The following is a 21,800-nucleotide window of genomic DNA, read 5'->3' as shown; positions in this document are numbered from 1 at the left end:
TTGAGTCATGATTAAAAACCTGCCGCGCTGCCGTTGCTGCGCGGATCGAAGGCACCTTCCAGCATGCCGTTGGTGTGCCGTACGATGGCCCCCGCGTGGCCGACCGTTTCACTAAAGCTGCTCAAGAGCTCGACGTCGTGACCGAGCTGACGTAGGGCATCCACGGTGGCGGGTTTAAAGCGATCTTCGATCTTTAGCGTATCGGAGACCTGTCCCCAGGTGCGGCCCAGCAGCCAGCGCGGGGCGGTAATCGCCTGTTGCAGCGGTAGCCCTTGCTGAACGTGACGGATAAAGATGGCCGCCTGCGTCTGCGGCTGCCCGTCTCCGCCCATTGATCCGTAGACCATGGTACGTCCGTCGGACAGGCGTGCGGCGGCAGGGTTTAAGGTATGAAACGGTTGTTTGCCCGGTTCTAGTGCCAGCAGGTGTGCCGGATCGAGGCTGAACGAAGCCCCGCGGTTTTGCCAGAGCACGCCAGTTCCCGGTAAGACCACGCCACTGCCAAACTCGTGGTAAATGCTTTGAATGAAAGAGACGCACAGGCCGCTGCTGTCGCATACGCCCATCCAGACAGTGTCGCCGGGGCCTTTGCCTTCTCCCCACAGTGCGGCTTTTCGCGTATCGACCTGCCGAGCCAGCACGCCGAGCGCATCGTTTTCCAGCAGCGCCTGAACGTCCTGCGTCATCAGCTTGGGATCGGTAATGAAGCGGTCACGCAGACCAAATGCCAGCTTGGTCGATTCGACAATGCGGTGGATCGCCTGGCTATCGTTCAGATCTTCCATGTCCAAATGATCGGTCAGACCGAGAATCGCGAGCGACACCAGGCCCTGCGTCGGCGGCGCGAGGTTATAGATGTCGCCTTTACTGTGTTTCAGCACCAGCGGTGTTGTCCGCTTGGCGCGGTAATTTGCCAGATCGTCAGCCGTTAGCGGCATACCGAGCTGCGCCATCTGTGCCGACAGTTTGGCAGCGACGGAGCCGCGATAAAAACTGTCCAGCCCTTCAAGGCTCAGTGTCGTCAGGGTATCGGCTAAATCCGACTGTGTGAAACGACTGCCCGCGCGCGGGATATTCCCCTGCGGCATAAACAGCTGACTAAAGGCCGGACAATCGTTCAGCTCGTGATAGCGCTGAGTGAGTGCATCTTCCTGAGACTGTGTGACGGGAATGCCGTCAGCCGCATAGCGAATCGCGTCAGATAACAGACGGGCCAGCGGCATCGGTGTACTGTCTATTTCTTGTGAATAGGTTAGCGCTTCCTGCCAGCCGCCAACGGTGCCCGCGACCGTCAGCGCCGCTTTGGGGCCACGATGCGGAATGCGGTTTTCGCCCTGATAGTACTCACGGCAGGCCAGCGACCCCGCTGCCCCACTGGCATCGATAGCAATGGGCTCACCGTGTGGCGGCACAATCAGCCAGAACCCGTCGCCGCCGATCCCGTTCATATGCGGGTAGACTACGGCAATGGTTGCCGCTGCCGCGACCATGGCTTCAATGGCGTTTCCGCCTTCACGCAGAATCGCTAACGCGCTGGCACTGGCTAAATGATGAGGTGCGACCGCCATGCCCAGCGGGGCGGTGTTGCTTTGCATCATTTCAGGATTCCTTTTTAAGTTTTATGTAGGGTAGGTTGGTTCTATTAACCCTAGCTATAAGCAAACGGCGTTCCAGTTTTTCGGTGCGGTGGAAAGTCTGTATGCGGTGCCAGAGGAGGTATCTATATCATCCTGACAATCCTGTGCTATGTTCTGCGACATGAAACAAACGTTACAGCAAGCGCAACGGATGAGAGACGATGATGCAAATAGATGAACGATTACGGGATCGCTACAGCGAGCTTTCACCGCAGGAGCAGCGCGTCGCGGATTTCATCTTCGATCACTTTGACGATTTAATTAGCTACAACAGTGCCGAGCTGGCGCGGCTGAGCAGCGTCTCCAAAGCGACCGTCAGCCGGTTGTTCAAACGGCTGGGCTACCCCAGCTACCGTGACATGCGCGATGAACTCAGAACGCTGCGCCAAAGTGGGATGCCGCTGGCGGATAACCGGGATGCTGTGCAGGGGAACACGCTGCTGGCGCGGCATTACAAGCAGGAAATGGCGAACCTGACGCAGTGGATAAACCAGATTGACCCTGTGCAGTTTGGCGCGGTGATTCAGGCGCTGATGCAGGCGCAGCGCCTGTGTCTGATTGGGCTACGCAATAGCTACCCGGTAGCGCTGCACCTACGTCAACAGCTGCTCCAGATTCGCCAACAGGTCACGCTGCTGACACAGCCGGGACAGACGCTCTCCGAAGAGCTGGTGGATCTCACTGCGCAGGATGTCGTGATTGTAGTGGCTTTTCGCCGCCGTCCGCGCCTGATTCAGCCGCTATTGGCACAGTTGCAAAAGCGTGGCGTGCCTGTGCTGCTGCTGTGTGAACCACAGGTGAGTACGCTAATGTCGCTGGCAACCTGGTCGCTGTGCGTCCCACTGGACAGTGTCTCGGCGTTTGACAGCTATTCATCTGCCATGAGTCTGGTAAATGTGATCAGCAATGCGCTGCTGCATGAAATGCTGCGTGACGGACGCCAACGCATCCACCAGATCGTGGATCTTTATGGTGAATTGGATGAGCTTGAGCAACGCTAATGGGGCGCTGGGATGGTGCCTTTGCACCTTAATGGTGCATTTAACTGATGTGCTATATAGCCAGGAAGCTCGTTTCGGGCGTGATCGCTCTGGATTATTTTTGTGACGCAGCGTTGTGGATTGTTTCTCATTGTTATCTGTTCATCGGCGTAAAAAATTATGATGAGAAACGTGGGGCATCCCGAATGAGCAGCATGGACGCTGCGAAAGCCTGTGCCGCGTCGGGAGCGCGTCACAGGCGGTTCGACAGGATGACACGCGTTTCGAATGTACCGCGTAGCGGCATAATTCACGCCGAAAGCCAGGGTTCGTAGGGCTGCGGCGACTGAGCAGCCCTACGTCGGGCGTGGTGCATGAGTTGCATAAATTATCTTTCTGCAATCACGCACGAAATTTTTCACTGATATTACATATCCATAGCGCTATCCCATATTTTAGAAAAACTCTCTGACTCCTCATGTTGTTTCTTCATAACCAACAGCACAAAAAGCGCAAAGGTAATCTGGCATGCTCCTTGCTTAATATCTGCAACGATGGTTTCAATTTTTGTTTTTAAAGAATCTTTCGTTTCAATTATACTAACCGGGGGCAGAGACGATGTTGATCAATAAACTGGGCATCAAAAAAGGGTTACTGGCGGTGATGGGCGCGGCAATGTTACTGGTTCAGGCCGGTAGCGCGATGGCCGATCAGTTACAGGATATCGAGAAGCGCGGTGTGCTGCGTGTCGCTGTCCCGCAGGATTTCCCGCCGTTTGGATCGGTGGGAACGGATCTGCAACCGCAAGGATATGACATCGATATCGCTCACTATCTGGCGAAAGAGATGAAACTAAAGTTGCAGCTGGTTCCGGTAACCAGTGCTAACCGCGTGCCGTATCTGCAAACCAACAAAGTTGACCTGGTGATCTCCAGTCTGGGCAAAAACGCCGAACGTGAAAAAGTGATCGATTTCAGCCGCGCCTACGCGCCATTTTTCCTCGGTGTATTTGGGCCGAAAGATAGCACGCTGACATCGTCTGAAGCGCTGGAAGGCAAGAGCATCGGCGTCACGCGCGGTGCGGTAGAAGACATGGTACTGACGGATATCGCGCCGAAGGCCGCACAGATTCGACGCTACGAAGATAACAACACCACGCTGTCGGCGTACCTGTCCGGGCAGGTGGAATATGTTGCAACGGGTAACCTGGTTGTGGCGGCTATCGCCGAGCAGAACCCGACGAAAGCGCCAGTCGCGAAGTTTATGCTGAAAGATTCGCCGTGCTACATCGGGCTGAAAAAAGATGAGCCTGCGCTGAAAGCGAAAGTCGATGCGTTGATCGAGCAGGCGCTGAAAGACAATACGCTCAATACCCTGTCGGAAAAATGGCTGAAAGCGCCGCTGCCGGCCAGCATCAAGGCTTAACGGGAGCACGCCATGACCTATCAGCTTAATTTTTCCGCGCTGTTTCCGTTCTGGCCTGAGCTGCTGGAGGGGTTGTGGGTCACCATTGAACTGACGGTCATGGCAACCCTCGGCGGCATTGCTATCGGCATCTTCGGTGCGGCTTTGCGCAGCGGCAAGCCGACTCTGCTGAGTCGGCTATGGGGTGTCTACGTCGAGCTGATCCGCAATACGCCGTTTGTGGTTCAGCTGTTCTTCATCGTTTTCGGCTTGCCGAGCCTGGGCTTGAAGCTCACAGCGGGAGAGGCCGCGCTGTTGGCGATGTTGATTAATCTGGGGGCATACAGCACCGAGATTATCCGCGCGGGGATTCAGGTGACGCCGAAAGGCCAGTGGGAAGCTGCCCGCGTGCTGGGGCTGACGTGGATGCAAACTTTCCTGCGTGTGATTCTGCCGCCCGCGCTTCAGCGGATTTATCCGGCGCTGGTTAGCCAGTGCATCATCGTCATGCTGGGATCGTCGGTGGTGTCGCAGGTGTCTTACGAGGAATTGACCTTTGCTGCCAACCTGATTCAGTCCCGTACGTTTTTGAGCTTTGAAGTGTATCTGGCAACCACGCTGTGTTACCTGATGCTGTCTGTTCTGATGCGACAACTCTTACTGCTGGCGGGTCGGCGCTTTCTGGGGAATCAGTCATGATGACATTTACCGACTGGGATATTGTGCGCAACCTGCTGTTGGCGGCACGTTGGACGCTACTGCTGTCGCTGACGGCTTTCATCGGCGGCGCGATAGTGACCTTTCCGCTGATGCTGCTGCGGCTGACTAAACGCAAATGGCCGACGCGCCTTGTCCATCTGTATTCCGAGCTGTTTCAGGGCACGCCGCTGCTGATGCAGCTGTTTCTCGCCTTTTTCGGGCTGGCGCTGTTCGGCATTGATGTGAGCCCGTGGACGGCGGCGGCACTGGCGCTGACGCTCTTTACCAGCGCCTTTCTGGTGGATATCTGGTGCGGCAGCGTGGAAGCCTTGCCGAAAGGGCAGTGGGAAGCGTCGCGCTGCCTCGGGCTGGATTTTGGTCAGACGCTCTATCGGGTGATTGCGCCGCAGGCGATGCGTATCGCCATCGCCCCGACCGTGGGGTTCTCCGTACAGGTGATTAAAGGCACCGCGCTGGCGTCGATCATCGGATTTATCGAACTGACCAAGGCGGGAACCATGTTGAATAACGTGACCTATCAGCCGTTTAAAGTGTTCGGATTGGTGGCGCTGGGCTATTTCCTGATGTGCTATCCGCTCTCTTACTACAGCCGCTATCTGGAGAAGAAATTCAATGCCGCTCATCACCATTAATCAGGTTCAAAAATATTACGGCCAGAACCACGTCCTGAAAGGTGTGGATCTGGATATCGAAATGGGTGAGGTCATTTCGATCATCGGGCGCAGCGGCTCCGGTAAGAGCACGCTTTTGCGCTGCATGAACGGTCTGGAAGGCTATCAGGATGGCAGCATCAAGCTGGGCGGAATGACAGTGACCGACAGGGATTCGCAGGCGCGGGAAATCAGCCGCTCGGTCGGGATGGTGTTCCAGAACTTCAATCTGTTTCCGCACATGACGGCGCTGGAAAACGTGATGTTGGCGCCGCGCCGCGTGCTGGGTAAAAGCGCGGCGGAGTGCCGTGAGCTGGGCGAGCGGGTGTTGAAAAAGGTGGGGCTGGGCGAGCGCCTTCACTATTACCCTGCCAACCTGTCGGGCGGCCAGCAGCAGCGCGTCGCGATTGCCCGTGCGCTGGCGATGAACCCGAAAGTCCTGCTGTGCGATGAAATTACCTCAGCACTCGATCCTGAGTTAGTCGGCGAAGTACTGAAGGTGCTGGAACAGCTGGCCGCAGAAGGCATGACGCTGATTCTGGTCACGCATGAAATGAATTTTGCCCGTGAAGTGGGCGACCGCGTGGTGTTTATGCATCAGGGCACGGTCTGGGAGCAGGGCGACAGCAAAACGCTGTTCGCTAACCCGCAGACCCGCGAACTGAAACAGTTCATCGCCTCGGTCCGAGGACTATCGGAAGCGTAAGGCTTCTCTCTTTTGAGCTAATCACGCCCGGAAACGCGCATGACATCATTCGATTAGCAGACCAGTAACGTAAAGAATCTGGAGCAGATAACCATGAACAGCGAACTGTACGCGCAAATCAATCCCCCTCATCGCCTGCTGATGGGGCCGGGGCCGATCAATGCCGATCCGCGCGTATTACGGGCAATGGCTAGCCAACTGGTGGGTCAGTACGATCCCGCGATGACGAACTACATGAATCAGGTCATGGAGCTCTATCGTCAGCTTTTCCGCACGGAAAACCGCTGGACGATGCTGGTAGACGGCACCTCGCGCGCGGGCATCGAAGCGATTCTGCTGTCGGCGATCCGCCCCGGCGATAAGGTGCTGGTGCCGGTGTTTGGTCGTTTTGGTCATCTGCTGTGCGAGATTGCCCGTCGCTGTCGTGCTGATGTTCATACCATCGAAGTGCCGTGGGGCGAGGTGTTCTCGCCAGACCAGATCGAAGATGCGATCAAATCGGTACGCCCACGTTTACTGCTGACGGTGCAGGGCGATACATCGACCACCATGCTTCAACCGCTGGAAGAGCTGGGCGAGATTTGTCGCCGTCACGGCGTACTGTTCTATACCGATGCCACGGCGTCTTTTGGCGGCAATCCGCTGGAAACGGATAAATGGGGACTGGATGCGGTTTCCGCCGGATTGCAGAAGTGTCTCGGCGGGCCATCTGGCAGCTCACCGATCACGCTCAGCCCGCAGATGGAAGCAGTGATCCGCCGTCGCAAATGTATTGAGCAAGGGATCCGAACGGACGCCCATCAGGACGGCGACGACGAGATGATCTATTCCAACTATTTCGATCTGGGCATGGTGATGGATTACTGGGGGCCAGAGCGCCTGAACCACCATACCGAAGCGACGAGCATGCTGTTTGCCGCACGCGAGTGTGCCCGAACGATCCTAGAAGAAGGATTGGATCGCAGTATTGCCCGCCATGCGCTGCACGGCAGTGCGCTGGTGGCGGGGGTTCAGGGAATGGGGCTGGACACCTTTGGCTCGCTGACCCACAAAATGAATAACGTACTGGGCGTGGTGATCCCTGACGGCGTTCACGGCGAGCAGGTGCGTAAGCTGCTGCTGGAAGATTTCGCCATTGAGATCGGCACGTCCTTTGGCCCGCTTCAGGGCAAGATCTGGCGTATCGGGACGATGGGCTACAACGCGCGTAAAGACTGCGTGATGCAAACGCTGACGGCGCTGGAGGCGGTGCTGAATCGTCTTGGTTTCCGCACCGTGCAGGGCGAGGCTTTGCAGGCCGCCTGGAATTGCTACGCGGCAGATGAGGGACGTGCATGAGTGAAATGTTGATGTTGCCCGCTGCTGCACAGGCCGCTGCTGAGCAGATTATGTCGCGCTGCGATGCGCTGGCTGAAATCAGCGAAACGCCCGGCCAGCTGACCCGCGTTTATCTGTCGCTGGAGCACCTGCGTGCCAATGCGCAGGTGGGAGAATGGATGCGCGAAGCGGGCATGAACGTCTGGCAGGATAGCGTGGGCAACATTTGTGGTCGCTATGAAGGATTAACACCGGATGCGCCAGCGCTGTTGCTCGGTTCGCATCTGGACACTGTGCGCAATGCCGGACGATATGACGGCATGCTGGGCGTATTGACGGCGATTGAAGTCGTGCGCGCATTCCATCAGCAGGGGATGCGTTTGCCTGTGGCGCTGGAAATCATCGGCTTCGGCGATGAGGAAGGCACGCGTTTTGGCATTACTCTGCTAGGCAGTCGGGGATTGACGGGCACCTGGCCGGAGAACTGGCTGGAGTGTCAGGATGCCGAAGGCACCAGCGTGGCGCAGGCGTTGACCATTGCGGGACTGGATCCGCTTGAGGTGGCACTGGCGGCACGTCCGGTCAGCGATATCACCGCCTATCTGGAATTGCACATCGAACAAGGGCCATGTCTGGAGCAGCAGGATCTGGCGCTGGGCGTGGTCACCGCGATCAACGGGGCGCGGCGGCTTAACTGCACGTTCCTCGGGCTGGCGGGGCATGCGGGCACGGTGCCGATGACGCAGCGGCAGGATGCGCTGGCGGCGGCAGCCGACTGGATGGCGCAGGCAGAACGGATCACGCGGGAAAGCGATCCGCATCTGGTCGCCACGTTTGGCACATTACAGTGCTTACCGGGCGCAGCGAACGTCATTCCCGGTGAGGTGAAGATGACGCTGGATATTCGCGGGCCGGAAGATGCGCCGCTGGATGCGTTGCTACAAAAACTCCTGACGCTAGGGCAGGCTATCGCGCACCAGCGCGGCTGCCAGTTCAGCGCCGAAGAGTATTATCGTATTGCAGCAACCCGCTGCGATCCCGCGTTGCAGTCGGTATTAAATGACGCGGTGACGCAGGTGCAGGGGAAAACGCTGATGTTGCCAAGCGGCGCAGGGCACGATGCGATTGCTATTGCCGAACGCTGGCCGGTAGCGATGCTGTTTGTCCGCTGTCGCGGCGGCATCAGCCACCATCCTGATGAGTCCGTTACCACGGCAGATGTGGCGCTGGCGCTACAGGCGTTCTATCAGGCGGTGCGTCATATGGGGAATAAAGACCATTTTTCTTATGACGACGTTTAACCGAGTGCCACTTGTTTGATCTATCAATGCCTGTTTTTTAGTTTTACTACGTTGTGCATTCACTAGTCTCGAGTTTGATGCCGCTGTGACGGAACTTCGAAGCAAATAACCGTATGCAACACTAGTGAGTAATCATCAATATAGTAAAAGCAATAAGTTAAAGATGTGTCTGGTCAGTTTGGAATGACGAAATCATCGTTCCCTGACCACTATCAGCGGGGCAAAGTAAGATGCCGCATGGCCATAGCAGGCGTTCTACATGGATATTCAGGGCATATAGATCTTCGCGCGTCCATGATTCTTTCTTCCAGAATTTCTGTAAATCATATGCAAATGCATTGATCCACCCTGTAAGTTGTCGCGATATTATTGCATTACCAGCAGATGTTTCTGGAGTTGGCAAGGGGGGCTTTCCCATGCCATCTAGGTGTCCGAGTAGTCTGGCCGAAGTAGTCAAAATATCTGTTACAGCATCATGGACGGTGTTAAACAGTTTGGGGTAATCATTGTCTGCCGCATGTTCCTCTTTTGCTTTGGCGATATTTGCATAAGCCAAATCAAAGCATTGAGTAAGATAATTTGAGAATTCTTGCTCAAATAAATCTTCTGCTCCAAATGTAGCGCTGATATTAGCGTATCGATAAGCGCGCAATGCCTTACGCATGGCGCAATGTAATACTGCGTCATGATTGTCTACCATTACTGGTTCCATCAGAAAATTGGGTAGAGTGTTTTCAAATTGCTCTACCATATGCACGATAGACAGCCCCGCAACAATCAGGTGCAACGCAACTCTTGTATTCTGTGTGTCCTCTTCAATCAAAGACAAGGCATACTCTTTATTGAGCACGACACGTACCTTGAGCTTTCCATCTCGTATAACCAAGAGAGCTGAAGCTCCCTGTACAATATGGTCAGGAAGACTTTCTGACGTTGTATGTACGTCAAAACCACGTTCTGTTTCTGTAATCGCCTTTTCAAAATCAGATGTAAATGTAATGCCATCTAATCGCGTGAGGTCTAGATATTGGCATAATTCTTTTATAATAGATTGAATAGTCCCACTGATATGGGAAATGTCTTCCTCTGTAGACCAACCAATGAAAGTGAGCTGATAACTAGAAAGTGTTGCCGGAAGTGATGGGGCGGCAGTTTTGTTTTCTGGGGGATTGTATGTCTTGCTGATACTACTTAAAGCATCTTGGACAGCAGAGTCCATCTTGCCTTTCCAACGTTTACCAATGTTATTGCTAAAAGCCGTATGAGTCGATGCTGACGCGATAAAAAGTTCATCGCTACACTCCGACGCTTCATGATTAAAATTAGATAGGTCAGATAAAGTACTTCCTGAGCGTATCCCTACAAGCAATTTTTGTGATGTCAGGGGTATAATGACCGTAGATGCTTTCGAGGTCATTATGTAGGGTAGAAATATGCCTTCTTCTTCATCGAATCCAAGCGCAATACAGTCAGGCATGATTGCTCCATCTGCTGGTGCAGGAAGGATGCTCCATGTAAATTCTTCTAAGTCCTGTTTACGTGGTTCCGCAATCAATCCATTACTCAACATCTGTTTATGCCCACTACTTACAATATCGTCAATTCGAGAAAATAGGCTAGAAAAAAACAATTGAAATTGGTCGAATATAGGGTTTTTATCCCCTAGCATGTATTCCTTTGCAAACATAAATAATACCCGATCAAATGATGATTTCGGGATTTTTGTTTTCTCAATAATCAGTTCAATAAATTGAGTTAACCTTTCATCTTCACTAAGATTTGATGCAATATGCTTATTCCAAGTTTGGTTCGGCACAGGTTCTTCCAAACCAAGTAATGAGGCAATCGCCTCTTTGTCAGAGAAAATATCGGATATGCCCATCATGAGTTTCGTGGTACTACTGCCGAACATGCGACGTATACTATTTCCTCGGGGAGTTAAGTGCGCAATAACTTCCGCAGCTATGCTAGCGTCTACCGCTCCGCCCAATTCGATACCGCGTAGTATTATTAACAACTCGCCTAGTCTGTTTTCATAATTAGTGATTATGTCGTCAAGATTTTTTTTTCCATCATTCGATGGTTCAGAGTAAAAGTCACGTTGTGCAGCCACGCTGTCGATATTAGATGGATAATTTCTGTTAGAGTGATAGACATACGTCTGGTTAGATTTTTTGTGTATAAGAAATCCACGTTGGAAGGATTGTGGAATATAATGCTGTTTTCTACCGGACACAATATTTCCTTCTACGTTATGCCACATAAGGGACTACAGTATTTGTAGTCATATGGAATGATATTCAGTAAAGGTTATTTCCTTGATGCTAAATGTTATTTAGGCAGATGTATGCTTGGATATGTTTACCTAAAAACACTTCCTTATGCCTAGTTTATCGTAATTATTTGAAATGATGCTCACCAATACTGAATAACGTAACATGCGCCACAATATATACATTGCTGGGCGCATAATTCTCTGCTTTACAGCGTAAAGCGGTCGGCATCGCGCCAGGCGGGGAAGGATTCACGGTAGCTTTGCAGCGCTTCCAGCGACAGCTCGGCGTCCAGGCGGGCAGGCTGGTTGGGAGCGGCAGAGGCCAGAATTTCCCCTTGCGCATTAATAATCAGGCTGTCGCCACGGTAGCTGTGGCCGTTGCCGTCGGTACCGACGCGGTTGCAGCCTGCAACGTAGGCCTGATTCTCAATGGCGCGTGCCGCCAGCAGCGTCTGCCAGTGTGCAGCTCGTGGCGCTGGCCAGTTGGCGACATACAGCGCCAGATCGTAGTCCTGTCGATTGCGCGACCAGACCGGGAAACGCAGGTCGTAACAGATCATCGGGCAGATGCGCCAGCCGCGCCACTCCAGGGTGACCCGCTCCGTGCCAGCCTGATAGTGGTGGTGTTCATCCGCCATACGGAACAGGTGGCGTTTATCGTAGTGATGCACCTCACCGTGCGGATCGACCAGCAGGAACCGATTCACCGCACCTTTCGGCGTATTTACCGCGACGCTGCCGCCGATCAGCGCATTCGTCTTCTGCGCCCACTGGTGCAGCCACGCCTCTACGACCGACTGATCCAGACTGCCTTTGGCGGCTTCCATCGCAAAGCCAGTGGTAAACATCTCCGGCAGGACAATCACATCACGCCCGCTCATCTCCGCTAATAAGATATCGAAGTGGCGCAGGTTAGCTTCGCCATCGCGCCAGACCAGCGGCTGTTGCAGCAATGAAATCTTTAAAGTCGACATAAACGCTCCGCAGCGGCATCCAACGTTGCTTCCTGTTTAGCAAAGCATAGTCGAATCAACGTATGTGGGAACGGATCGGCGCAAAAGACGGACAGCGGAATCGCGGCGACGCCAACGTGTTCGGTTAGCCAGCGGCAGAAGCTGACATCGTCTAAATCGGAAATCGCCCGATAGTCCGCCAGCAGGAAGTAGGTGCCTTCGCAGGGCAGGATGTCAAAACGGCTGCCTGCCAGCGCCTTGATGAAGCGATCGCGGCGTGCGCGGTAAAAATCGGGCAGTTCGCGCCAGTGTTGCGGCTGTTCACGCAGCATGTCGGCAATGGCGAACTGTGCGGGCGTGTTCACGGAGAACGTCAGATACTGGTGAACCTTACGCACTTCCGCACTCAATGCCGCTGGGGCGACGCAGTAGCCGACTTTCCAGCCGGTCATGTGGAAGGTTTTGCCAAACGATGAAACGGCAATCGCGCGTTGGCGCAGCGACGGATGGGCCAGCACGCTGGCGTGTCCTTCACTGTCGAAACAGATGTGCTCGTAGACTTCATCGCTCAGCACGAAGATGTTACGCACGGCAATCGCCTGCCACAGTTGCTCAAAATCCGCCTTTTGCCAGACGGTGGCGGACGGATTGTGCGGCGTATTCAGGATGACCAAACGAGTGCGGTCGCTCAGCACATCGGCAAAATGCGACCAGTCCACGCGAAACGCAGGCGGCTGCAAGGCGATGCGCTTGAGTACACCGCCTGCCAGCGTGACGGCAGGCGCATAGCTGTCATAGCTGGGATCGAAACAAATGACTTCGTCGCCGGGGCGCACCAGCGCCGCAATAGCGGCAAACAGGGCTTCTGTTGCGCCTGCTGTGACGGTCACTTCGCTGTCGGCATCTGGCCGCCAGCCATACAGTTCTTCTGTTTTTTCGGCAATCGCCTGACGCAGCGGCGCGACGCCAGTCATTGGCGCATATTGGTTGGCGCCCTGACTCACGTGATACGCCAGACGCTGTTGTAAATAGTCCGGGCCGTCAAAATCAGGGAAACCTTGTGATAGATTGATGGCCTGATGCTGTTGGGCCAGCGCACTCATCTGGGTAAAAATGGTGGTGCCCAGCGAAGGCAGTTTACTGTCGGGGATCAGAGCGGCGCTCATAGCGGGGTGGAACTCCTGCAAGCCTGTATTGCTTGGTAATATAACATGCTGTTAGTATTTGGCAATCAAGACGCTTGGACGTTTAAACGGCTAAATGCTTTTATGTGCTAACACATAACGAAAGCGTCTAAATCGCCAAAAAGCATCCAGAAAAGTAGCGAGAAAAATGGACCAAAAACGGGAAGCCTCATGACTGAAAATCAACAATTGACGGCGCTGCTTGCGGCCTGCCACTGGATAGGTGAAAAGGGCTGGTGTCCGGCGACGGGCGGCAATATGTCCGTGCGCCTTGATGAAGCGCAGTGCCTGATTACCGAATCGGGTAAAGATAAAGGCAGCCTTCAGGCAGAGGATTTCCTGCTGGTGGAGATTGCCACTAACCATGTGCCGAGTGGTCGCACGCCGTCGGCGGAAACGGGGTTGCATACGCTGCTGTATCGCCGCGAGCCGACTATCGGCGCGGTGCTGCACACGCACTCGGTGAACGCCACGGTACTGTCTCGGGTAGAGAAGGGCGCTGAACTGGTACTGCACGGCTACGAAATGCAAAAATCTCTGGCGGGGCAGACCACTCATTTGGATCGTGTGGCGATCCCGATTTTCGATAACGATCAGGATATTCCGGCGCTGGCGCAGCGGGTAACCGAGTTCGCTAGCCACACGCCGCTTCGCTACGGCTTTCTGGTGCGGGGCCACGGCCTTTACTGCTGGGGCGCGACGGTGAAAGAAGCGCGTCGTCATCTGGAAGGGCTAGAGTTCCTGTTCCAATGCGAATTGCAACGTCGGCTGCTGGAGGCGAAAGCATGATTAAGGCAATTGTGACCGATATTGAAGGCACCACCAGCGACATCCGTTTTGTTCACAGCGTGCTGTTCCCTTATGCCCGCGAACGTCTGACTGACACCGTGCGGCAACACGGTAGCGATCCGGAGATCGCGCAGGCGCTGGATGCGTTGCGCCAGGAGTTAGCTCAGCCCGATGCGGATAGCGAGACGCTGATTGCCGCGCTGAACCAATTTATGGATGAAGATCGTAAATCCACCGCGCTGAAGCAGCTGCAAGGCATTATCTGGCGTGCGGGCTACCGTAACGGCGATTTTCAGGGGCATCTGTATCCTGAAGTGGCTGCGCAGCTCGCCGCATGGCAGCAGCAGGGCCTGCGTCTGTATGTGTACTCGTCAGGGTCGGTGGAAGCGCAGCAGTTGCTGTTCGGCTATAGCAACGCCGGCGATCTGCGCCCGCTGTTCAGCGACTATTTTGATACCCGCGTCGGTGCGAAGCGGGAGACCGATTCTTATCGCACGATTGCGCAAGCCATCGGGCTGCCTGCTGAGCAACTGTTGTTCCTGTCGGACATTCGTCAGGAATTGGATGCCGCGCAGGAGGCCGGTTGGCACACCTGCCAGCTTATTCGTGATGATGCGGATAGCGTAAGCCGTCACCGTCAGGTGGCACGTTTTGACCAGATCGACTTACCGGAGTACGCCCAATGAGTGGATTAACCATTTTTAGCGACAGCGATGCGAGCCAGCCGATTTGGCAAAGTCAGGATGCCGAGGCAATTCAGAAGCAGCTAAACGAGATTGATGTGCGTTTTGAACGCTGGGAAGCTAGCCAGAAGCTGAGCGATGCACCATCGCCTGAAGAAGTGCTATCGGCCTACCAGCATGAAATCGACAAGCTGGTGGCAGAAAAAGGCTATCAGAGCTGGGACGTTATCAGCATGCGTTCCGATAATCCGCAGCGTGCGGAGCTGCGCACCAAATTTTTATCCGAGCATGTGCATCACGAAGACGAAGTGCGCTTTTTCGTGGAAGGCGCGGGGCTGTTCTGCTTGCACCTGAACGGCAAGATTTACCAGATCCTGTGTGAGAAGAACGATCTGCTGTCCGTACCCGCGGGCACAGCGCACTGGTTTGATATGGGGCCGGAACCGCACTTCACCGCCATCCGCCTGTTCGATAACCCGGAAGGCTGGATCGCGCATTTTACCGGCGATAAGATCGCGGATGCGTATCCGAAGTTGGAGCGCTAACGCACCGCTAATCATTTAAGATGAAAGGGAATTTTTATCGGTCAGATGTTTGTAAGCATCTGACCGATTTTTTATAGGCGTAAAAAATTGTGCTGAGGTGGGCATGAGGGCTGGGTGAGCCGCATGGACGCGGCGAGAGCCAGTGCCGCGTCGGGAACGCGTCACTGGCGGCCCCCAAGCAATCATGAACGCCGAAGGCACCGCGTAGCGGCACAATTCACGCCAAAAGCCAGTGGTCAAGGAGCTGCGGCAATTGAGCGCTCCTTGTCGGGCGTGTGATGAAATCACAGAAGAATCGAGCAATTAACACGCCCGAAATATTCGCGCTATCGGACATAGAAAAATGGCGTTCTCTACCACTCAATTGCTTTTCAACGCTGCCTGAAATATCCCTTCTTTGACCTCTTGTGGCGTGACCACGCCGGTGTCGAGTACCCAGCCGCTGATTAATTCGGCGGGAGTAACGTCAAACGCTGGGTTGTAGACCGCGGCGTTCTGCGGTGCCCATTGGCAGTGGCCGAAGCTGCCGGAAACGCCAGTGACTTCGGTGGCGGCGCGCTGTTCGATAGGAATCGCTTGACCGTCCGGGCATGCGGGATCGTGCGTGGTGTGCGGTGCGGCGACGTAAAATGGAATCTGGTGATAGTGCGCCAGTACCGCGAGGCTGTAAGTGCCAATCTTATTGGCGACGTCGCCGTTGGCAGCGATACGGTCTGCGCCGACCCAAATCGCATCGACCTGACCCTGCGCCATCAGGCTAGCGGCCATCGAATCACAGATGAGCTGATAAGGAATGCCTAACTCACCCAGTTCCCAGGCCGTGAGGCGTCCACCTTGCAAGAGCGGGCGCGTTTCATCGACCCACACTTGCGCGACTTTTCCTTGTTGGTGCGCACGCAGCAGCACGCCAATAGCGGTGCCGATACCTGCCGTCGCCAGCCCGCCGGTGTTGCAGTGGGTTAGCAATCGACTATTGGGTTTCACCAGCGCAGCGCCATGATCGGCAATGCGTTCACACAGCGCGCGATCTTCTTCTACCAGGCGCAGAGCTTCCTGCACCAGCGCATCGACAAACTGCGGCTGTGCCAGCGCCAGCTTCATGCGATCCAAATTGTTCATCAGGTTCACGGCGGTAGGGCGTGATGCCCGCAACGTCTCCAGCGCCAGCGCCAGTTCAGTCTGCGATAACCCTTTCTCCGCCAGTAGCGCGAGTAGTAGGCTGGCGGATAGGCCAATCAGTGGTGCGCCGCGTACTCGCAGCGTCTGGATATGCTCAACCAGTGACGCCACATCCGGACACGGGCTCCAGCGTTTTTCTTGCGGTAGCGCCTGCTGGTCGAGGATCCACAGTTGGTTATCAACGATTTTTAGGCTAGTTGTGTTAAGTGTCTGCATAGGTCGTTAAATCCATGTTGCATCGATATTCTTATTCTGCCAAGATGCCTGATAGATGTATAGACGTCCGAACGTTTTTATGTCCGTGTTTTTAATTCCAGAATAAGTTTGATTTCAGAATAGCGAGGGGTTGGAATGTCACTTTACCGCACTTTTACGGCGGATGACGCTGTTGAATATGCCCGCCAGTACGGCGGTGTCAGTCAGCCGCACACGCTGGTAGCCGCAGAAGAGATCGGCGATGGCAATCTGAATCTGGTGTTTAAAATTAAAGATGAAGCGGGCGTTAGTCGGGTAATCGTCAAACAGGCGCTGCCCTATGTGCGCTGCGTCGGGGAATCCTGGCCGCTGACGCTGGACCGCGCCCGCATTGAAGCCGAAACGTTGCTGACGCACGCGCGGTTTTGTCCGCAGCATACCGTGACCGTGCTCTATCACGATCCTGAACTGGCGGTGATGGTGCAGGAAGATCTCTCCGATCATCGTATTTGGCGCAGCGAGTTGGTTAACGGTGCGGATTATCCTCAGGCGGCGGCACAGCTGGGAGAGTATCTGGCGCAGACGTTATTCCATACCTCTGATTTTCATCAGCATCCGCATGAGAAGAAAGCGGCGGTAAGCCAGTTCACCAACCCTGAACTGTGCCAGATTACCGAAGATCTTTTCTTTACCGACCCTTATATCGATCATGAAAGAAACCAGTTTGACGCTGCGCTGACGCCGGATGTGCAGGCATTGCGTGACGATCGGGCGCTGAAGCTGGCGGTTGCCGGACTAAAACACGGTTTCCTGAGCAAAGCTGAGGCGCTGCTGCACGGCGATATCCACAGTGGATCGATCTTTGTGGCAGAAGGGCGCTTAAAAGCGATTGATGCTGAATTCGGTTTTTACGGGCCGATTGGTTTTGATGTCGGCACGGCAATCGGTAATCTGCTGCTGAATTATTGCGGCCTGCCGGGGCTGTTGGCACCGCGCGAAGCGGCGGCGGGGCGCGAACGACGTCTGGAAGATATCCGTACGCTATGGCAGACCTTTTCCGCACGTTTTCTGGCATTGAGCGAAAATGAAAGCCGCGATCCTGCGCTGGCGGAATCAGGTTATGCCGCGCTGTTTTTACAGCAGGTTTGGCGGGATGTCGTTGGTTACTGCGGCACCGAACTGATTCGCCGCACGATTGGGCTGGCGCACGTCGCCGATCTGGACGGCATTCAGGAGACGGAAGCGCGTTTAGCGTGTCAGCGTCATGCTATTTCGCTGGGCAGAACGTTAGTGCTGGCGGCTCCGCATATTGCGGATGTGGATGCATTGCTGGCGCGTGTACGACAGAGCGGTGCTTAGTCGTCGTTAGCCACGCTATTTTATAACCGCTCCCGTCATAGAATCTGATGGGAGCGGCAAACCGATTATTTCTTCCCTTTATTCATCATGGCCTGCAAATTCGCGAAAGGATTATGGGTGGCAACCCCGACATCCTTCTGCGCATCTTCACCTGCAACGACGGTCGATCCGTACATATCCGCATCGGTATATTTCGAATGCTCATGGTCGTGGCAGTAGAGGCACAGCATTTCCCAGTTACTACCATCTTCCGGGTTATTGCTGTGATCGTGATCGATGTGGTGAACGGTTAATTCACGCAGGTTGGAATAGACGAATTCGCGTGAACAACGACCACATACCCACGGGAAAAGTTTGAGCGCTTTTTCGCGGTAGCCGCTTTCAAGTCTGGCGTAGTTCTTGGGGATGTAAGCCATGTGTCGGGTTTCATTCAGAAGGAAAGATGCCGTAGATTTTACAACTGATGTGCGTCTAAAAGAAAGAACAGGCCGCCATATTGGCGGCCTGATTCTGTTTATGCTGCTTCGGTTTTTCTTTCCGGTTGCGCTACGGGCGCAGGCTTGTTGGCGGCCAGTGCGTCGAACGCAAAGTCATCCACGTTGATTGAACGTAAGCGGTTGGCTTCGGCTTTGGTCAGAATATCCGCTTCTTCTGCGGTAATCTGACCTTCTACCAGCGCCTGCTCTGCCAACTGATCCAATCGCATGAATGGCAGCGCTTTGTCGCTGGCCTTCGACAGGCGTTGGTAAATCGGCTCGGCGGCGATGATATCCAACAGCGCCTCTTCCAGCAGCCCGACAGGGTTGTGCTCGCTGGCAACCAGATATTGGCCGCGTCCCAGACGGCTGCGCGTTTCTGACGGCGTTTGCAGAATCTTCGCGACTTCATGATCGAGGCGGTCAGACGGCGCAGCGCAGCGCAGACCCAGCGGGAAGATGATAAAGGTCAGCAGTCCTGCGACGGCACGGTTCGGGAAGTTGCGCAGCAGATCGTCCAGCGCCTGCTCGGCCTGATGCAGACTGTCCTGCACGCCCCAGTGCACCAGCGGTAAATCCGCTTTCTGACGCCCTTCGTCCTCATAGCGTTTCAGCGTCGCGGAAGCTAAATAGAGCTGGCTGAGAATATCCCCCAGACGCGCAGAGATACGCTCGCGACGTTTCAGGCTGCCACCCAATACCGCCATCGACACATCCGCCAGCAGGGCCAGATTCGCGCTGAGTCGGTTGAGCTGCTGATAGTAGCGACGTGTTTTGTCGTTCACCGGCGCACTGCTTAGGCGGCCGTTGGTCAACCCAAGCCAGAAGCTGCGCACTGTGTTGCTGCCGACGTGACCGATGTGACCCACCAGCGAACGGTCAAAGCGTGATACGTCGTTCTCCTGCGCGGCTGCCATCTCTTCCAGCACATAAGGGTGACAGCGGATGGCGCCTTGCCCGAAGATGATCATACTGCGCGTCAGGATATTCGCCCCTTCCACGGTAATCGCAATCGGTGCGCCCTGATAGCTGCGTGCCAGGAAGTTGGATGGGCCAAGACAGATACCTTTACCGCCGGCGATATCCATCGCATCCAGCACGCTGCGCTGACCACGGTGGGTACAGTGATATTTGACGATCGCGGAGAGCACCGCCGGTTTTTCACCCTGCATGATGCCGCTGGTAATCAGCGTTGCGGCGGCGTCCATCACGTAAGCGTTACCCGCGATGCGTGCCAGCGGTTCTTCGATACCTTCCATCTTACCGATGGAGATTTTGAACTGGCGGCGAATGTGCGCGTAAGCACCGATGCCGAGGGCAATAGATTTCAGCCCACCGGTAGAGTTAGACGGCAGCGTAATACCGCGCCCGACCGACAGACACTCCATCAGCATACGCCAGCCCTGACCCGCCATCTTCGCACCGCCGATGATGTAATCCAGCGGAACAAAAATGTTCTCACCCTGCGTCGGGCCGTTCTGGAACGGCACGTTCAGTGGGAAATGGCGGCGACCGATTTTAACGCCGTCGGTGTCCGTCGGAATCAACGCACAGGTAATGCCTACGTCGTCTTGATCGCCTAACAAATGATCAGGATCGTACAGCTTAAAGGCCAGTCCCAGCACGGTGGCGACCGGTGCGAGTGTGATATAGCGTTTATTCCAGGTCAGGCGCATGCCCACGACCTGTTCGCCGTGCCAGTTGCCGTAGCAGACAATACCCGTATCGGGAATCGAACCTGCATCCGAACCCGCTTCCGGGCTGGTCAGCGCAAAGCAGGGGACTTCCTGACCGCGTGCCAGACGTGGCAAGTAGTGATCTTTTTGCGCTTCTGTCCCGTAATGTTGCAGTAGTTCGCCGGGGCCGAGTGAGTTAGGGACGCCGACGGTGATCGCCACAATACTGGAGACACCCGCCAGTTTTTGCAGCACCTGCGCCTGTGCATAAGCAGAGAATTCCAGCCCGCCGTACTGCTTCTTGATGATCATGGCGAAGAAGCGATGTTCTTTTAAATATTCCCACAGTTCTGGCGGGATATCAGCGCGTTCGTGGGTGATTTCAAAGTCGTTTGCCATTCGGCAGGCTTCAGCAACCGGCCCGTCGATAAAGGCCTGCTCTTCGGCGGTCAACTGCGGGCGCGGGTAGTTATGCAGCTTTTTCCAGTCTGGCGCGCCGCGAAACAGGTCGCCTTCCCACCAGGTTGTCCCAGCATCAATCGCTTCTTTCTCCGTGTTCGACATCGGCGGCATGACCTTCTGGAACATGCGCAGCGCGGAAGCGGAAACCAGCTTTTGACGCAGAGAGGGAACCGTAATCGGAATCAGCAGAATCACGAGCGGAATCATCAGCCAGACGGGCCACAGTAACATGGCGGACATGGCTGCAAAGTAGGCCAGCAGGATGGCGCTGCCGAGCAGCAGACTGAGCCGATGGTAAAACATCGCTCCGATGATAATCAGTAGGAGGAGGATACTGACAGCAACCATAACGTGTCTCCAGCATTGTGATCGAATTGAGGACTTTCACCTTTCCATCAAGCGTTGCGTGGTAGTGGAAAGCGAGAACCGTGTCATCAGTGAAATAAGGCGTAGTAGGTCAATATCGTAAGAGGTCTGACCTGTTGCTTATATTGGTTGTAGTTTATCTGATTATTTTTATCAATTCGTTTACATCATAATTACAACTCACTTCACAAACCGAGCGGCAGTCGTGCGTTTTCTGACGGGCATCAGCGATCCTCTCAATCCCGTGATTACGCGCTTCTCGCTGTTGGTACGATCCGCTACACTGCTGGACAGTAGAGAATAGAATGTTGTCACCAGACAAAATGAGAGGATTCCATGTATCAGGATTTAATCCGTAGTGAACTGAAAGAAGCAGCAGAAACACTGAATAATTTCTTGAGTGATGATGCGAACATTCAATCGATTCAAAATGCTGCGGTGCTGCTGGCTAACGCGTTTAAAGCAGGCGGTAAAGTGATCTCCTGCGGTAACGGTGGTTCACACTGTGATGCTATGCACTTTGCCGAAGAGCTGACGGGCCGCTACCGTGAGAACCGTCCAGGCTATCCGGCGATTGCGATTTCCGATCCAAGCCACCTGTCCTGCGTCAGTAACGATTTTGGCTATGATTTTGTCTTCTCTCGCTATGTTGAATCGCTAGGGCGTGAAGGCGATGTGCTGCTGGGGATTTCCACGTCGGGCAACTCCGGCAACATTATTAAAGCCATTGCCGCAGCAAAAGCGAAAGGTATGAAAGTCATTACGCTGACTGGGAAAGACGGCGGTAAAATGGCGGGTTCAGCCGACGTGGAAATTCGTGTTCCTCACTTTGGCTATGCTGACCGTATTCAGGAAATCCATATCAAAGCGATTCACATCCTGATTCAACTGATTGAAAAAGAGATGGCGGATCAGTAAGCCGCTTAATACGCTCTAAAAGGGC

19 protein-coding genes are annotated in these 21,800 nt (G+C 54.7%); 12 read left to right on the top strand and 7 right to left on the bottom strand.

Annotation, left to right across the window (positions count from 1 at the left end):
* Window positions 1-11 precede the first annotated feature (11 nt).
* Window positions 12-1,598, bottom strand: a complete 1,587-nt coding sequence (locus BJJ97_RS00275) for a gamma-glutamyltransferase family protein (protein WP_095992737.1) — start codon at window positions 1,596-1,598, stop codon at window positions 12-14.
* Window positions 1,599-1,798: 200 nt separating this feature from the next.
* Between BJJ97_RS00275 and BJJ97_RS00270 the strand changes: the two genes are divergently transcribed.
* The 7 genes from BJJ97_RS00270 (at window position 1,799) to hpxK (ending at window position 8,715) form a co-directional block, all read left to right on the top strand.
* Complete coding sequence (locus tag BJJ97_RS00270; protein WP_095992736.1) at window positions 1,799-2,638, top strand: MurR/RpiR family transcriptional regulator; 840 nt, start codon at window positions 1,799-1,801, stop codon at window positions 2,636-2,638.
* Between the two features lie 597 nt (window positions 2,639-3,235).
* The gene (locus BJJ97_RS00265; protein ID WP_095992735.1) at window positions 3,236-4,042 is read left to right on the top strand and encodes a transporter substrate-binding domain-containing protein; all 807 of its coding nucleotides are present in this window, start codon (window positions 3,236-3,238) and stop codon (window positions 4,040-4,042) included.
* 12 nt (window positions 4,043-4,054) lie between these two features.
* Entirely contained in the window at window positions 4,055-4,720 is a 666-nt protein-coding gene (locus BJJ97_RS00260; protein ID WP_095700397.1) for an amino acid ABC transporter permease, read from the top strand.
* Window positions 4,720-5,373: an amino acid ABC transporter permease gene (locus BJJ97_RS00255; RefSeq protein ID WP_029368898.1), complete on the top strand. Its 654-nt coding sequence runs from the start codon at window positions 4,720-4,722 to the stop codon at window positions 5,371-5,373. The genes BJJ97_RS00260 and BJJ97_RS00255 overlap by 1 nt, the downstream gene beginning before the upstream one ends.
* Window positions 5,354-6,097, top strand: a complete 744-nt coding sequence (locus tag BJJ97_RS00250; protein ID WP_014916424.1) for an amino acid ABC transporter ATP-binding protein — start codon at window positions 5,354-5,356, stop codon at window positions 6,095-6,097. The genes BJJ97_RS00255 and BJJ97_RS00250 overlap by 20 nt, the downstream gene beginning before the upstream one ends.
* Window positions 6,098-6,190: 93 nt before the next feature.
* Entirely contained in the window at window positions 6,191-7,435 is a 1,245-nt protein-coding gene (locus BJJ97_RS00245) for a pyridoxal-phosphate-dependent aminotransferase family protein (RefSeq protein ID WP_095992734.1), read from the top strand.
* Window positions 7,432-8,715 (top strand): allantoate amidohydrolase, encoded by a 1,284-nt coding sequence (gene hpxK, locus BJJ97_RS00240; RefSeq protein WP_095992733.1) that lies wholly within the window; start codon window positions 7,432-7,434, stop codon window positions 8,713-8,715. Before BJJ97_RS00245 ends, hpxK begins: the two co-directional genes overlap by 4 nt.
* Window positions 8,716-8,872: 157 nt before the next feature.
* Here the strand turns inward: hpxK and BJJ97_RS00235 are convergent, their stop codons facing one another.
* From BJJ97_RS00235 to BJJ97_RS00225, 3 genes are all read right to left on the bottom strand, one after another.
* Window positions 8,873-10,951 carry a DUF4238 domain-containing protein gene (locus BJJ97_RS00235; RefSeq protein ID WP_095992732.1) on the bottom strand — a complete coding sequence of 693 codons (2,079 nt, stop codon included), beginning with the start codon at window positions 10,949-10,951 and terminating at the stop codon, window positions 8,873-8,875.
* 245 nt (window positions 10,952-11,196) lie between these two features.
* Entirely contained in the window at window positions 11,197-11,964 is a 768-nt protein-coding gene (locus BJJ97_RS00230) for an amidohydrolase (protein ID WP_095992731.1), read from the bottom strand.
* The gene (locus BJJ97_RS00225) at window positions 11,952-13,109 is read right to left on the bottom strand and encodes a pyridoxal phosphate-dependent aminotransferase (protein ID WP_095992730.1); all 1,158 of its coding nucleotides are present in this window, start codon (window positions 13,107-13,109) and stop codon (window positions 11,952-11,954) included. The genes BJJ97_RS00230 and BJJ97_RS00225 overlap by 13 nt, the downstream gene beginning before the upstream one ends.
* A gap of 189 nt (window positions 13,110-13,298) precedes the next feature.
* Here BJJ97_RS00225 and BJJ97_RS00220 point away from each other — a divergent pair, with 189 nt between their 5' ends.
* From BJJ97_RS00220 to BJJ97_RS00210, 3 genes are read left to right on the top strand one after another with little or no spacing between them, the layout of a single operon-like run.
* Complete coding sequence (locus BJJ97_RS00220) at window positions 13,299-13,916, top strand: methylthioribulose 1-phosphate dehydratase (protein WP_095992729.1); 618 nt, start codon at window positions 13,299-13,301, stop codon at window positions 13,914-13,916.
* The gene (mtnC, locus tag BJJ97_RS00215; protein WP_095992728.1) at window positions 13,913-14,602 is read left to right on the top strand and encodes an acireductone synthase; all 690 of its coding nucleotides are present in this window, start codon (window positions 13,913-13,915) and stop codon (window positions 14,600-14,602) included. Before BJJ97_RS00220 ends, mtnC begins: the two co-directional genes overlap by 4 nt.
* A complete protein-coding gene (locus BJJ97_RS00210; protein WP_095992727.1) occupies window positions 14,599-15,144 on the top strand; it encodes a 1,2-dihydroxy-3-keto-5-methylthiopentene dioxygenase in 546 nt (181 codons plus the stop codon). The genes mtnC and BJJ97_RS00210 overlap by 4 nt, the downstream gene beginning before the upstream one ends.
* Window positions 15,145-15,504: 360 nt before the next feature.
* Here BJJ97_RS00210 and mtnA read toward each other — a convergent pair whose 3' ends face one another.
* Window positions 15,505-16,539 carry an S-methyl-5-thioribose-1-phosphate isomerase gene (gene mtnA / locus BJJ97_RS00200; RefSeq protein ID WP_095992726.1) on the bottom strand — a complete coding sequence of 345 codons (1,035 nt, stop codon included), beginning with the start codon at window positions 16,537-16,539 and terminating at the stop codon, window positions 15,505-15,507.
* 135 nt (window positions 16,540-16,674) lie between these two features.
* Between mtnA and mtnK the strand changes: the two genes are divergently transcribed.
* Entirely contained in the window at window positions 16,675-17,877 is a 1,203-nt protein-coding gene (mtnK, locus tag BJJ97_RS00195; RefSeq protein ID WP_095992725.1) for an S-methyl-5-thioribose kinase, read from the top strand.
* Between the two features lie 65 nt (window positions 17,878-17,942).
* On the opposite strand, the gene yajD is transcribed toward mtnK, so the two are convergent.
* Both yajD and fadE read right to left on the bottom strand, forming a co-directional pair.
* Complete coding sequence (gene yajD, locus BJJ97_RS00190; RefSeq protein WP_010282592.1) at window positions 17,943-18,293, bottom strand: HNH nuclease YajD; 351 nt, start codon at window positions 18,291-18,293, stop codon at window positions 17,943-17,945.
* 98 nt (window positions 18,294-18,391) lie between these two features.
* Window positions 18,392-20,839, bottom strand: a complete 2,448-nt coding sequence (gene fadE / locus BJJ97_RS00185) for an acyl-CoA dehydrogenase FadE (RefSeq protein ID WP_095992724.1) — start codon at window positions 20,837-20,839, stop codon at window positions 18,392-18,394.
* A gap of 354 nt (window positions 20,840-21,193) precedes the next feature.
* On the opposite strand from fadE, the gene lpcA reads away from it, so the two are divergent.
* Window positions 21,194-21,775, top strand: a complete 582-nt coding sequence (lpcA, locus tag BJJ97_RS00180; RefSeq protein WP_005975726.1) for a D-sedoheptulose 7-phosphate isomerase — start codon at window positions 21,194-21,196, stop codon at window positions 21,773-21,775.
* The last annotated feature ends 25 nt before the right edge of the window (window positions 21,776-21,800 follow it).

The sequence above is a fragment of the Pectobacterium polaris genome (genome assembly GCF_002307355.1).
Classification (GTDB): domain Bacteria; phylum Pseudomonadota; class Gammaproteobacteria; order Enterobacterales; family Enterobacteriaceae; genus Pectobacterium; species Pectobacterium polare.
The sequence above is the reverse complement of the archived record's forward strand: the minus strand, read 5'-3'. Positions and strand labels throughout refer to the sequence as shown.

Coding starts and splice junctions, on each gene's coding strand:
- BJJ97_RS00275 (WP_095992737.1), bottom strand. CDS start 1,598: ATGATGCAAAGCAACACCGCCCCGCTGGGCATGGCGGTCGCACCTCAT.
- BJJ97_RS00270 (WP_095992736.1), top strand. CDS start 1,799: ATGATGCAAATAGATGAACGATTACGGGATCGCTACAGCGAGCTTTCA.
- BJJ97_RS00265 (WP_095992735.1), top strand. CDS start 3,236: ATGTTGATCAATAAACTGGGCATCAAAAAAGGGTTACTGGCGGTGATG.
- BJJ97_RS00260 (WP_095700397.1), top strand. CDS start 4,055: ATGACCTATCAGCTTAATTTTTCCGCGCTGTTTCCGTTCTGGCCTGAG.
- BJJ97_RS00255 (WP_029368898.1), top strand. CDS start 4,720: ATGACATTTACCGACTGGGATATTGTGCGCAACCTGCTGTTGGCGGCA.
- BJJ97_RS00250 (WP_014916424.1), top strand. CDS start 5,354: ATGCCGCTCATCACCATTAATCAGGTTCAAAAATATTACGGCCAGAAC.
- BJJ97_RS00245 (WP_095992734.1), top strand. CDS start 6,191: ATGAACAGCGAACTGTACGCGCAAATCAATCCCCCTCATCGCCTGCTG.
- hpxK (WP_095992733.1), top strand. CDS start 7,432: ATGAGTGAAATGTTGATGTTGCCCGCTGCTGCACAGGCCGCTGCTGAG.
- BJJ97_RS00230 (WP_095992731.1), bottom strand. CDS start 11,964: ATGTCGACTTTAAAGATTTCATTGCTGCAACAGCCGCTGGTCTGGCGC.
- BJJ97_RS00225 (WP_095992730.1), bottom strand. CDS start 13,109: ATGAGCGCCGCTCTGATCCCCGACAGTAAACTGCCTTCGCTGGGCACC.
- BJJ97_RS00220 (WP_095992729.1), top strand. CDS start 13,299: ATGACTGAAAATCAACAATTGACGGCGCTGCTTGCGGCCTGCCACTGG.
- mtnC (WP_095992728.1), top strand. CDS start 13,913: ATGATTAAGGCAATTGTGACCGATATTGAAGGCACCACCAGCGACATC.
- BJJ97_RS00210 (WP_095992727.1), top strand. CDS start 14,599: ATGAGTGGATTAACCATTTTTAGCGACAGCGATGCGAGCCAGCCGATT.
- mtnA (WP_095992726.1), bottom strand. CDS start 16,539: ATGCAGACACTTAACACAACTAGCCTAAAAATCGTTGATAACCAACTG.
- mtnK (WP_095992725.1), top strand. CDS start 16,675: ATGTCACTTTACCGCACTTTTACGGCGGATGACGCTGTTGAATATGCC.
- yajD (WP_010282592.1), bottom strand. CDS start 18,293: ATGGCTTACATCCCCAAGAACTACGCCAGACTTGAAAGCGGCTACCGC.
- fadE (WP_095992724.1), bottom strand. CDS start 20,839: ATGGTTGCTGTCAGTATCCTCCTCCTACTGATTATCATCGGAGCGATG.
- lpcA (WP_005975726.1), top strand. CDS start 21,194: ATGTATCAGGATTTAATCCGTAGTGAACTGAAAGAAGCAGCAGAAACA.